Origin of the sequence: Sphingobium sp. Ant17 (genome assembly GCF_000588875.1) — a bacterium.
Classification (GTDB): Bacteria; Pseudomonadota; Alphaproteobacteria; order Sphingomonadales; family Sphingomonadaceae; genus Sphingobium.
The window spans coordinates 57,753-70,342 of record NZ_JEMV01000027.1 but is presented as its reverse complement, the minus strand read 5'-3'; the positions used below and the strand labels follow the sequence as shown (position 1 = coordinate 70,342).

The following is a 12,590-nucleotide window of genomic DNA, read 5'->3' as shown; positions in this document are numbered from 1 at the left end:
CGCCATGGCCCCTCCCCCACCGCTTCGCGGCAGTCCCCCTCCCCACGCCTTCGGCGCAGGAGGATAAGGCATCTCAGATCAATCGATCCGCTTCCAATGCGAGCGCAAGCGAATCGCGGCTTCTGGGCAGGCGGGCATGGAGGCGGGCGTCGGCTTCGGCGAGGCGTTCGACGCCCGTGGCGAGTTGCACTTCGGAGAGGGTGAAAGGGAGCCGCAGAAAACGTTCGAACGCGCCGCTGACCCCGAAACGCGGTCCCGGTGCGACGCGCACGCCCAGATTTTCGGCCAGTGCGGCCAGCGCCGTCGCTTCGGCGCGGGGGAGTTGCGCCCAGAGCGACAGGCCGCCCGCAGGCGCTTCGACCCGCCAGTGGGGCAGGTGCCGGTCGATGAGGGCGAGCAGATGGTCGCGCCGGTCGCGCAGCATGGCGGCGCGGGTGCCAAGCCCCTCGCCCGCGTCCAGCAGATGCGCGACAGCGAGCTGTTCCAGCACCGGGCTGGCCATGTCGGTCGTCGTGCGCAGGCGGGCGAGCGCGGCGATCGTCTGCGGGTCGGCGCGTATCCAGCCGGTGCGCAGCCCTCCCCAATAGATTTTGCTGGCCGAGCCCATGGTGATGACCTGCCGCCCCGACGGATCATGCAGCGCGACCGGCGGCGGGGCCGTGAAATCGAGGCCCATCGCCACCATCGTTTCGTCGATTACCAGCGGGGTGTGGCTGCGCGCGGCGACCGCGACCAGCGCGCGGCGGGTGGCCGGATCCATGCTGCGCCCGGTGGGGTTGTGGAAATCGGCGATGATATAGGCAAAGCGCGGGGCCGTCTGGCGGAAGGCCGCATCCATCGCGTCGATATCCCAGCCCTGCGTCGGCAGGCCCACGGGCACCGGCACGACATGAGCACGCTGCAGCGCCTGGATCGCGTTATGATAGGTCGGATGATCGATCACGACGCGATCGCCCGGCCCGGCGAGCCAGTGAAGCAGCAAGGAGAAGCCCTGCTGCGCACCATTGGTGACGATGATCTGGTCCGGGCTGGTCGGGCAACCGCGCCGTTCATAATCGGCGGCGATCGCGCGGCGCAGCACCGGAAGGCCAAGAGGGTCATAGCCAAGGTCGCCCAGATGGGCGGGCAGCGCGTCGAGCGCGGCGGCATAGGCGCGCGCCACGCCGGGCGCGGCGGGGAGCGCGGCATGGGTCCAGTTCAAGAGATTGCCGCCGCTGGTCCTATCGTCATCGACAGGCGGCGCGGGGGCGTCACCGGGCGGCAGGCGGGTGACGCTGCCCGATCCCTGGCGGCTTTCGAGATAGCCTTCGTCGCGCAACCGATCGAAGGCGGCGGCGATGGTGGTACGGCTGAGACCCAGCGCAGCGGCCAGTTCCCGCTCGCCCGGCAGGCGGACGTTGAGGCCGATCCGGCCGTCCAGCACCAGCATCCGCAACGCCTGCGCGAGTTGCCGATAGGCAGGCTGCGCACTGTCGAGTGCGCGCCACGCGCCGAGCAGGCGCAGCAGGGAGGGCGGGCGAAGGTGCGAAGTGGACATGGCGCAGCGTTCCGTTTGGGGGGCAATTCCATGCCATTTACCCCGCAATGGCCCTGATGGAAAAGGCCAATTGCGCCGAACCTGCCTGCGCCGTTGACCTGTCGGATCAGATGGGCATGATCCCGCCAACCCGTTGATCCCAGGAGCCTGACCCCATGCGCCCCGTCCTTGCCTGCGCCCTTCTTTTGATGCTGAGCGCCGCTGCGCCCTCACCGCCCGCCCTGTCGCCGCTGGCGTTCGAGCAGATTGCGCCGGCTGGCACCAAAATGCCGCGCTTCAAGGTGGATGCCGCCTGGCCGACGATGCCGGACGACCTGTTGCTGGGGCAGGTAAGCGGCGTGGCGGTAGGGCCAGACGATTCGGTCTGGGTCGTGCATCGGCCCCATTCGCTGACCGGAACCGACACGGGGTTGGCCCAAACGCCGCCGATCGCGGTCTGCTGCAAGCCTGCGCCGCCGGTGGTGCGCTTCGGCAAGGATGGCAGCTACAAGGGCGGCTGGGGCGGCACGGCGAGCGCGCCCATGGTCGATGGGGTCAGTCAGTGGCCCGCCAGCCTGCATGGCATATTCGTCGATCAGGCCAATACGGTCTGGTTCGGCGGCAATGGCAAGGACGACCATGTCGTGCTGAACTACAGCGCGGACGGCAATTTCCTGCGCGCCTTTGGCAAGCGGGGCGAGACCAAGGGCAATGATGCGACCGACCGGCTGGGCAATCCGTCCGACGTGCATCAGGTCGATGGCATGGTGCTGGTGTCGGACGGCTATGTGAACCGCCGGGTGATCGGCTTCGACGCGAAGACCAATGGCTATAAGGGGCGCTGGGGCGCCTATGGCAAGCCGCCGATCGCGCCGACCCGCGAGGGGACGTTTGACCAGAGCCATGCGGTCGACCCCAGCAAGGTGGCCAATCCCAAGGCCGATATCTTTGGCGACATCGTGCATTGCGTGGTGCCGACGAAGGACGGGCATGTCTATGTGTGCGACCGCAACAATAACCGGGCGCAATTGTTCAAGCGCGGCAAGGACGGGGCGCTGACCTTCGTGCGCAATCTGGCTATCGCGGCGGAAACGGGGGGCACGCATACGGTCACCGACATCGCCTTCTCGCCCGACCCCGAGCAGACCTATCTCTATGTCGCCGACATGATGAACGGACGGGTGTGGATTTTACGGCGCAAGACGCATGAGGTGCTGGGCGCGGTCGGGCGGATCGGGCGGCAGGCGGGGCAGTTCACCTGGCTGCACAGCATCGATACCGACAGCGAAGGCAATATCTATACGACCGAAGTGAATACCGGGCGGCGGGTGCAGAAGCTGGTGTTTACCGGCATCGAGTGACACGGAAAACTGCGCCCGTTCGTGTCGAGTGGCGTCGAGCTGGTGCCCAGCGCTTCTCGACTTCGCTCGAAGCGAACGGACGTTGGTGAAGCCCGATTTTCACCCGCCGATCAGCCGCACATAAGGGCTGGCGAGCCAGCCGCTGACGCAGGGGCCGTCATAGGCTTGCTTGCGGTCCACAGGCGACGACACGCCGCAATCGGGTGCGGCCGGGGCACCGTCGGCGGGAGCGACGGGCTGGACGACGACGCCCAGCCATTTCTGATCGAGGCTGCGGTTGCAGATATAGGCACGCTGGCCATCGGGCAGTCGGGCCAGTATTTTGGCATCGGCAAAGGGCGCGGCGAGCAAGGGCAGGCCCCCTGCCCCGCTCCGGCTCACCTGGCCAAGACCGCCGCAGGCGTCGAACCGAAGCCCGTCTTCACCGATCATCACCGGCTGTGCGGCAGGCGTATCCATGCGGGCTTCCGTCGCCTCCTGCGGCTGCGCATCGACGAGTGAGCTGTTGGGCAGTTCGTCCAGCACCTCGCGGCTGTCGGAGCAGGCGGCGAGCGTCAGGAGGAGAGCGAAAGTTCTAACCATGGATAGCGGGATAGACCGGCGCGAGGCCAGGGGGAAGGGGCCATGTTTCGCTTTAGTTTCAGCCCGCCTTTCCCTATAGGCTGGGCTATGAGCGAAGAACCCGTAAACTCCCCGAACAGCAACGAATATGGCGCCGACAGCATCAAGGTGCTGAAAGGTCTGGACGCGGTCCGCAAGCGGCCGGGCATGTATATCGGCGATACCGACGATGGCAGCGGCCTGCACCATATGGTGTTCGAGGTCAGCGACAATGCGATCGACGAAGCCCTGGCCGGGCATTGCGACCGGATCGACATCACGCTGAACCCCGATGGCTCCGTCAGCGTGATGGACAATGGCCGCGGCATCCCAACCGGCATCCACACCGAAGAAGGCGTATCGGCAGCCGAAGTCATCATGACCCAGTTGCACGCCGGGGGTAAGTTCGAGAATACGTCGGACGACAATGCCTATAAAGTGTCGGGCGGCCTGCATGGCGTGGGCGTGTCCGTGGTGAACGCGCTGTCCGACTGGCTGGAGCTGAACATCTGGCGCGATGGCCAGGAGCATTGGATGCGGTTCCGCCATGCGATGCCGAAGCGCCACTGAAGGTGCTGGGGCCAGCCGCGCCGGGGCAGAAGGGCACGAAGGTCACCTTCATGTTCTCGACCGACACCTTCAAAAACGTCACCGAATATGACTTCGACAAGCTGGAGCATCGCTATCGCGAGTTGGCTTTCCTCAACAGCGGCGTGCGCCTGTTCCTGACAGACGCGCGGCATGAGGAAAGCAAGACGATCGAACTCTATTATGAAGGTGGGATTGCGGCCTTCGTCAGCTATCTCGATCGCAACAAGGCGGCGATGATGCCGGAGCCGATCGCGATTTCAGGCACGCGCGACGATGTGACCATCGAAGTCGCGCTGGAATGGAACGACAGCTATTATGAAAATGTGCTGTGCTTCACCAATAATATCCCACAGCGCGACGGCGGCACCCATCTGGCCGCGTTCCGCGCTGCGCTGACCCGCACCCTCAACAATTATGCCGAAAAGTCCGGCATGTTGAAGAAGGAGAAGGTGAGCCTGACCGGCGAGGATATGCGCGAGGGGCTGACCGCGATCGTCTCGGTCAAGCTGCCCGATCCCAAATTCTCGTCGCAGACCAAGGACAAGCTGGTCAGTTCCGAAGTGCGCCAGCCCTTGGAAAGCCTGATGGCCGACAAGATGGCAGAGTGGTTGGAGGAAAATCCCGCGCATGGCAAGATGATCATCCAGAAGGTGATCGACGCCGCCGCCGCGCGTGAGGCTGCCAAGAAGGCGCGCGAACTGACACGGCGCAAGGGCGTGCTGGATATCGCCAGCCTGCCCGGCAAGCTGGCCGATTGCCAGGAGCGCGACCCGGCCAAGTCCGAACTGTTCCTGGTCGAGGGTGATTCGGCCGGCGGTTCAGCGAAGCAAGGCCGCAACCGGCATAATCAGGCGATCCTGCCGCTGAAGGGCAAGATTTTGAACGTCGAGCGCGCGCGGTTCGACAAGATGCTGTCGTCCAAGGAAGTCGGCACACTCATACAGGCGATGGGCACGGGCATCCGCGACGATTTCAACCTGGAAAAGCTGCGCTACCACAAGATCGTCATCATGACCGACGCGGACGTCGATGGCGCGCATATCCGCACGCTGTTGCTGACCTTCTTCTATCGCCAGATGCCGCAGATCATCGAGGGCGGGCATCTCTATATCGCCCAGCCACCGCTATATAAGGCGACGCGGGGTCGCAGCGAACTCTATCTGAAGAACGACACTGCGCTGGAGCAATATCTGGTCGATAATGGGGTCGAATCAATGGTGCTGGAGGGGCCGAGCGGCACCCGGACCGGCAATGACCTCAAGAGCCTGGTCGATCATGCCCGGCGGATGCGCGCGGTGATGCGCTATGTCCCCCGCCGTTATGACCCGGCGATCATCGAGGCGCTGAGCCTGACCGGGGCGCTCGACCCTGAATTGTCGCAGGACGAACAGGCGACCCGCCTGGCCGCGGCCGTCGCGTGGATGGGCGCGCAGGATGCCGAGGGCAAATGGACCGGCCGGATCGCCGAAGAGGGCGGTTTCCATTTCGAACGGCTGTGGCGCGGCGTGACCGATCATCATGTCATCGAACATGGCTTCGTCGGGTCGGCCGAGGCGCGCAAGCTGCACACATTGGCGAGCGAGGAATCGCAAAGCTATCTGACCCCTGCCCGGTTGGTCACCGCCAAGGCTGCGATGGCCGCCGAGGATGCGGGCGACGATGACCTGCCCGCGGCACCGGCCAAGGGCATGACGCTGGTGACCCGGCCGAGCGAATTGCTGGAAGCGATTTTGGCGGCCGGGCGCAAGGGGCTGGCGATCCAGCGCTACAAGGGTCTGGGCGAGATGAATGCCGAACAGCTGTGGGAAACCACGCTGGACCCCGACAATCGGTCGATGCTGCGGGTCGAGGTCGAGCAGGCGGATATTGCCGACGAGATTTTCAGCCGCCTGATGGGCGAAGTCGTCGAACCCCGGCGCGAGTTCATCCAGGATAATGCGCTGAACGTCGCCAATCTGGACGTGTAAAACGGACAGCGAAGCGGACATGGGTTTGCGAAAATGACATTGGACGGGGTGGTTCGCCTTCCCGTACAATGTCGCCCTATGTCTGCTTTGCCGGAGCACAGCGAATCGGAAGAGGCTGAAATAGCGGCATCTTCCGTTTCACGTGGAACAGGCTTTGTCCGTTATGTCCGCCCGGAACGGTTATGGCGTGGCGTCGAGTTGCCTGACCATCGCGTCATTGCCCTGGCCCTGTGCGACGGCTTTGGCGGTGCGGCCGGAGGCGTCGGCGAGCGCTGGGTCGGCACCGGCCTTGACCAGCATGGCGACCTGGGCACTGCGACCAAAGAGCGCGGCCATCATCAGCGCGGTTTGCCCGGCCTTGTTACGGGCGTTGACGTCGCAGCCAGCATTTAGCAGCCGGGCGGCGATCGCGTCATTGCCCTTGAAGGCGACGCCCATTTGCGCAGTGTTGCCTTGCGATCCGTCGGGCTTGCAGGCGTCGGCACCGGCGGCGATCAGCGCGTCGAGCGTGTCCGCCTGACCATTATAGGCCGCGAGAATCAGCGGGGTGAAGCCGCGTGCGTCGGTGGCGTTGAGGTCAACGCCTGCCTTGACGAGCGGCGCGATCATGTCGGTGCGCCCGAGCCGGGCGGCGTCGAACAAGAGTTGCTGGCGGCGTCGGGGGTGGGGAGCGCGTCCAGCGCGGGGGTTGCGGCGGCCAACGCTGTGGCCAGGAGGAGGGAGAGCATGATGGGGAGTCCTTGGTGAGGGTGGGATTAGCTGTCGGAGCTGGCATTTGGCCGGCCACGCCCCCACCCCAAACCCCTCCCCTGAAGGGGAGGGGCTTTTCGGTTTTTCTTAACGCACGGTCAGGCGCTGTTGCGGGTAGGCGGCTTCATATTCGGTGACGGCCTTGGTCACTTCTGCCATCGGCACGTTGACCGCCTTGGCGATGCGGGTGCCGTAATCCTTGTCGGCCTGGTAGAAATAGCTGACCATCATAGTGCGGGTGCGGTCGGACGTGACTTGACCCAGATCGCCCGCGAGGTTGGCGATCAGGTCGGCCTTGTCCTTGGTCGACAGCGCGCGATAGAAAATGCCTGCCTGCGCGAAATTATTGGTCTTTTCGATTGGCTTGGCATCGACCGTCGCGTTGATGGCATAGGTCGACTGGCCATATTCGGCGGCGGCCTGCTTCTGCACCATCGCGGGGAAATAATTGACGTTAGAGGTCGAGCCGGTCGCGTCCATCACGCCGTCCTGCGAATTATTGACCACCGGTGCCAGCGGCTTGTTGACCGGCAACTGCAAGACGTTCGCGCCGACGCGGTAGCGCTGCGTGTCGGCATAGCTGAACAAGCGGCCCTGGAGCATACGGTCGGGCGAGGCTTCGATGCCGGGCACCATGTTGGATGGCGCAAAGGCCGATTGTTCGGTGAACTCGAAATAGTTGGCGGGCATCTTGTTGAGCGTCATCTCGCCGATCTTACGGAACGGCACGTCGAGCCATTCCTTGGTATCGTCAAACGGATTATAGTCGAGACCTGCAAATTGTTCGGGCGACATGGTCTGCACCATCAGATCCCAGGTCGGGAAATTGCCCTTGCCGACTTCGCGATAGAGGTCATCGGTCAGGAAGTTGAACTGGGCCGTGCTTGCATCCGGGCCGGAGAGATTCTTCACGCCCTGGCGGCTGATCCAGCGGAACTTGGCGAAGGTCACCTTGCCTTGCGCATTCACCAGCTTGAAGGCGTGGACGCCATTGCCATCCATGGTGCGGTAGGAGGAAGGCGTGCCCAGGTTCGAATAGAGCTGGGTCAGCATGTTGGTGGATTCGGGCGTGTTCGAGAAGAAGTCGAAATAGCGGTTGGGGTCTTGCTTGTTGGTGACCGGCGAAGGCTTGAGGCTATGGACCATGTCCGGGAATTGCATCGCGTCGCGGATGAAGAAGATCGGCAGATTGTTGCCGACCAGATCCCAATTGCCCTGATCGGTGTAGAATTTGGTGGCGAAACCGCGCGGGTCGCGCAGGCCTTCGGGGCTGCCCGACGGGTGGATGACGGCGGAAAAGCGCACGAAGACCGGGGTTTCCTTGCCCGCCGCAAAGAGCGAGGCGCGGGTCAGGTCGCTGATGTCGGTCGTGGCGCGGAACACGCCGTGTGCGCCGGTGCCACGAGCGTGGACGACGCGCTCTGGAATGCGTTCGCGGTCGAAGCGGGCGAGCTTTTCAATCAGCGTGGTGTCTTCGAGCAGCACCGGACCAAGGTCGCCCGCGGTCTTGCTGTTGCGGTTGGCCCCGATCGGCGCGCCATTGTCGCGCGTGAGGTTGGGGACGGTCGCGGGTGCGGCTTCGGCGGGGACGGTCATCGTCTGCCCGGCGTCGGCCGGCAGGGTGACGGTGGCCATGCGCGGGGCGACCTGCGTGTTGGTCTGGGCCGAGGCCTGTGCGCCGACGAGCGCGGACAGGCTGACGGCAGCCAGGGTCAGGCCGCGCAAGGGCGCGGCCGAAATCGGTGAATTCGACATGATCAGGTTCCTCTGTTGTTTTGTCGATCGTGACGATCGACACCCCTCGGACTGGGAAACGATGGATGGACCCGTAAGGTCCGCAAGAGAAACGGCTTATCTAGCTTTCAGATAGTGGGATTTTCGATCATTGCCGCAGCAAGGATCAGTCCGGGCGCATCGCCTGCGCCACCAGCGCTTCAGCTCGATCAGCAGCGCGTCCTCGGCGGCGCTCTGCGCGACTTGTTCGCGGCCGATGAGGATGAGGACCGGCACGGCGAGCGGGCTGACCCGGTCGAGCGTGACATGCAGCATGGTCGTGGCGGCCCGGTCGATCAGGTCGCCCAGCCGCCCGACATCGGTCATCCGCGCACGGGCATCGGCCCAGGCCGCCTTGATCAGCAGATGGTCGGGCTGATATTTGCGCAGCACGTCGTAGATGAGGTCGGTGGAGAAAGTGACCTGCCGCCCGGTCTTGCGTTTGCCGGGATGCTGGCGCTCGATGAGGCCTGAGATGACCGCGACGTCGCGGAAGGCGCGCTTGAGCAGGCTCGATTGTTCGACCCAATCGACAAATTCATGATCGAGAATGTCGGCGGAGAAAAGGCTGTGCGGATCGGTGACGGGTTTGAGGCCATAGACTGCCAAGGCGTAATCATTGGCGACGAAGCCCAAGGGCAGGAGGCCCTGGCTCTCCATCCGGCGGGTGAGCAGCATGCCGAGCGATTGATGCGCGTTCCAGCCTTCGAAACTGTAGCAGAGCAGATAATGGCGGCCTTCGTGCGGGAAGGTTTCGATGAGTAGTTGGCCCGGTTGCGGCAGGACGGAGCGGAGTTTCTGCATGTCCAGCCATTCGCGTACGTCGGATGGGAAGCGATGCCATTGGTCGGGGCTAGCGAGGAAGGCGCGGACCCGGTCGGCGAGGCGCGTAGACATGGCCATGCGGCTGCCGCCCCAACTGGGGATGCGCGCCTGTTTGGAGGTGGCGCGGACGACCAGATCGGTGGTGTCCATCTTGACCACTTCGAGCGCCATGCCGGAGAAGAAGAAGCTGTCGCCGGGCGTAAGCTGGGCAGCGAAGCCCTCCTCCACCGTGCCGAGCTTGCGGCCATTGGCGAAGCGGACGGCGAGCGCGGGCTGATCGACGATGATACCGGCGTTGAGGCGGTGTTGCTGAATGAAGCGCGGGTGGGCGACGCGCCATGTGCCGTCCGCATCCTGAGCCAGCCGTTTGAACCGATCATAGGCGCGCAAGGCATAGCCGCCGCCTTCGATGAAATGGAGGACGGAGGCGAAGGCGTCGGGCGTCAGTGCGCTATAGGGGGTGGCGGACTGGATTTCGGCGAGCATCGCGGCTTCGTGAAAGGGACCGGCGCAGGCGAGGCCCATGATGTGTTGGGCGAGAACATCGAGGCTGCCGACGCGGAAATCATCGGCGTCGCGCTCGCCCGCCTCGACCGCGTCGAGGGCGGCGCGCGCTTCGAGATATTCGAAGCGGTTGCCGGGGATGAGGATCGCCTCGCTGGCCTGATCGAGCCGGTGATTGGCGCGGCCGATTCGCTGGAGCAGGCGCGATGAGCCTTTGGGGGCGCCCATCTGAATGACGCAATCGACATTGCCCCAATCGACGCCGAGGTCGAGCGAGGCGGTGGCGACCAAAGCGCGGAGTTTGCCGTCGGCCATCGCACTTTCCACCTTGCGCCGGGCTTCAATCGACAGGCTGCCATGGTGGATGGCGATGGGCAGGTTGGCGTCGTTTGCCGACCAGAGTTCCTGAAAAATGAGTTCGGCAAGGCCCCGCGTGTTGCAGAAGACGAGCGTCGTTTGATGCGCGGCGATTTCGGCCATCACCTGATTGGCGGCATATTTGCCCGAATGGCCCGACCAGGGGACGCGACCTTCGGGAATGAGAATGGTGACGTTCGGCTCCGCCCCCGCCTCCCCCAATACCGCCGCGACGGTGTCGATATCGCCGTCGGGCGCGAGCCAGGCGCGATAGGCGTCGACATCCGCCACGGTGGCGGACAAGGCGACGCGGCGTAGTGCGGGGTTGATCGTCTGCAGCCTGGCCATCGACAGGCTGAGCAGATCACCGCGTTTTTGTGTGGCGAAGGCGTGGACTTCGTCGACGATAACGGTCTGCAGATCGGCGAACATCAGGGCAGAATCGGGATAGCTGAGCAGCAGCGAGAGCGATTCGGGCGTGGTGAGGAGGATATGGGGCGGCTTGACGCGCTGGCGCGCCTTGCGGTCCGACGGCGTGTCGCCGGTGCGGGTTTCGACGCGGATCGGGAGCGCCATCTCCTCGATCGGGGTCAGGAGATTGCGGCGGACGTCCACGGCTAGCGCCTTGAGCGGCGAGACATAAAGAGTGTGGAGCCGGTCGGTCGGGCGATCAATGAGGTCGGCCAGGGTCGGCAGGAAGCCCGCCAGCGTCTTGCCCGCCCCGGTCGGCGCGACCAGCAGCGCATGATCACCCCGGCGCGCGGCGGCAAGCATGGCGCGCTGGTGCGAACGCGGTGCCCAGCCGCGGCCGGCGAACCAGTCTTCCAGCACTTGGGGGAGAGCATCCATGGGGTGGATGTAGGGTGGATGATGCCTTGGCGAAAGCAGGCGCGAAGATGGCAATATAAATACGGTAGGGCGAAATATTCTTACCCTTCCCTCTGGCCGTCCCGCCTATCCCTGCGTTACCATCCTGCCATCAAGAGCGGCGCAGCAGATGCCGCATCATGCAGGAGATCAACGATATGTCTGGCCAAACCGAAGCCGATCTGACGGGCGTCGAGTCCAACCGCCGTCGTCCCAAGCCGCCGATCATGGAGATTGATGGGCGCAAGCTGAAGCCCGCGACGCTGATGATGGGGCACGGCTATGACCCGACCCTGTCGGAAGGATCGTTGAAGCCGCCGATCTTCCTGACGTCCACCTTCGCGTTCGAAAGCGCGGCGGCGGGGAAGCGGCATTTCGAGGGCGTGACGGGCATAAGGCCGGGCGGATCGGAGGGCCTTGTCTATTCGCGCTTCAATGGTCCTAATCAGGAAATTGCCGAGGATCGGCTGTCGGTGTGGGAAGAGGCCGAGGATGCGCTGCTCTTTTCCAGCGGCATGTCGGCGATCGCCACCACCCTGCTCGCCATGGTGCAACCGGGCGATGTGATCGTCCATTCCGCGCCGCTCTATGCCGCGACCGAATCACTGATCGGGCGGATATTGGGCAAGTTCGGGGTGCAGTGGCTCGATTTTCCTGCGGGCGCGACCGACGACGAGATTGGCGCGGTGATCGAGAAGGCCAAGGGGCTGGGTCGCGTGGCGCTACTGTATCTCGAAAGCCCGGCCAATCCGACCAATGTGCTGGTCGATATCGAAGCAGTGGTTGCGCGGCGCGACTTGGCCTTTGCGGGCGAGAGCCATGTGCCGCCGATCGCGATCGACAATACATTTTTGGGGCCGTTATGGTTGAAGCCCCTCGCCCATGGCGCGGATCTGGTGATCTACAGCCTGACCAAATATGCAGGCGGACATAGCGACCTGGTCGCAGGCGGGGTGTTGGGGTCCAGCGCGTTGATCACCACGATCCGGTTGATGCGCAACACGATCGGCACGATTTTGGACCCGCATTCGGCCTGGATGCTGATGCGCAGCTTGGAGACGCTGGAATTGCGGATGAGCCGGGCGGGCGAGAATGCGGCCAAGGTGTGCGCCTGGCTGCGCGCGCAGCCGCAGGTGGAGAAGATCGTCTATCTCGGCTTCCCCGAAACCGAGCGGCAGCGGGATATTTACGAGCGGCATTGCACCGGGGCGGGATCGACCTTCTCGCTCTATCTGAACGGTGGCGAGGCGGAGGCGTTCGCTTTTCTCGATGCGCTCAAGATCGCCAAGCTGGCAGTCAGCCTGGGCGGGACCGAGACGCTGGCGAGCCATCCCGCTGCAATGACGCATCTGTCGGTGCCGGCCGCGCGCAAGGCGGCGTTGGGGATCGGCGACAATATGGTGCGCATCTCGATCGGCTGCGAGGATGCCGACGACCTGATCGCGGACTTTGCGCAAGCGTTGCGGGCGATCGGGTAAG

General features: G+C 64.3%; 6 protein-coding genes and 2 pseudogenes. 3 read left to right on the top strand and 5 right to left on the bottom strand.

What is annotated here, in order from left to right:
- Positions 1–73 precede the first annotated feature (73 nt).
- Positions 74–1,537 carry a MocR-like transcription factor YczR gene (yczR, locus tag BF95_RS13440; protein ID WP_043151889.1) on the bottom strand — a complete coding sequence of 488 codons (1,464 nt, stop codon included), beginning with the start codon at positions 1,535–1,537 and terminating at the stop codon, positions 74–76.
- Between the two features lie 155 nt (positions 1,538–1,692).
- Here yczR and BF95_RS13435 point away from each other — a divergent pair, with 155 nt between their 5' ends.
- Positions 1,693–2,877 (top strand): hypothetical protein, encoded by a 1,185-nt coding sequence (locus tag BF95_RS13435; protein ID WP_043151888.1) that lies wholly within the window; start codon positions 1,693–1,695, stop codon positions 2,875–2,877.
- Positions 2,878–2,976: 99 nt separating this feature from the next.
- On the opposite strand, the gene BF95_RS13430 is transcribed toward BF95_RS13435, so the two are convergent.
- Positions 2,977–3,459, bottom strand: a complete 483-nt coding sequence (locus tag BF95_RS13430; RefSeq protein WP_043151887.1) for a hypothetical protein — start codon at positions 3,457–3,459, stop codon at positions 2,977–2,979.
- Between the two features lie 87 nt (positions 3,460–3,546).
- Here BF95_RS13430 and gyrB point away from each other — a divergent pair.
- Positions 3,547–6,035: pseudogene (gene gyrB, locus BF95_RS13425) on the top strand (DNA topoisomerase (ATP-hydrolyzing) subunit B).
- 180 nt (positions 6,036–6,215) lie between these two features.
- Here gyrB and BF95_RS13420 read toward each other — a convergent pair.
- From BF95_RS13420 to BF95_RS13410, 3 genes and pseudogenes are all read right to left on the bottom strand, one after another.
- The gene (locus BF95_RS13420; protein ID WP_235209746.1) at positions 6,216–6,677 is read right to left on the bottom strand and encodes an ankyrin repeat domain-containing protein; all 462 of its coding nucleotides are present in this window, start codon (positions 6,675–6,677) and stop codon (positions 6,216–6,218) included.
- 195 nt (positions 6,678–6,872) lie between these two features.
- Entirely contained in the window at positions 6,873–8,540 is a 1,668-nt protein-coding gene (locus BF95_RS13415) for a catalase (RefSeq protein WP_152542720.1), read from the bottom strand.
- 145 nt (positions 8,541–8,685) lie between these two features.
- Positions 8,686–11,093 (bottom strand): annotated as a pseudogene (locus tag BF95_RS13410) (ligase-associated DNA damage response DEXH box helicase).
- Between the two features lie 176 nt (positions 11,094–11,269).
- Between BF95_RS13410 and BF95_RS13405 the strand changes: the two are divergent.
- Entirely contained in the window at positions 11,270–12,589 is a 1,320-nt protein-coding gene (locus tag BF95_RS13405; protein ID WP_043151909.1) for a cystathionine gamma-synthase family protein, read from the top strand.
- The last annotated feature ends 1 nt before the right edge of the window (position 12,590 follow it).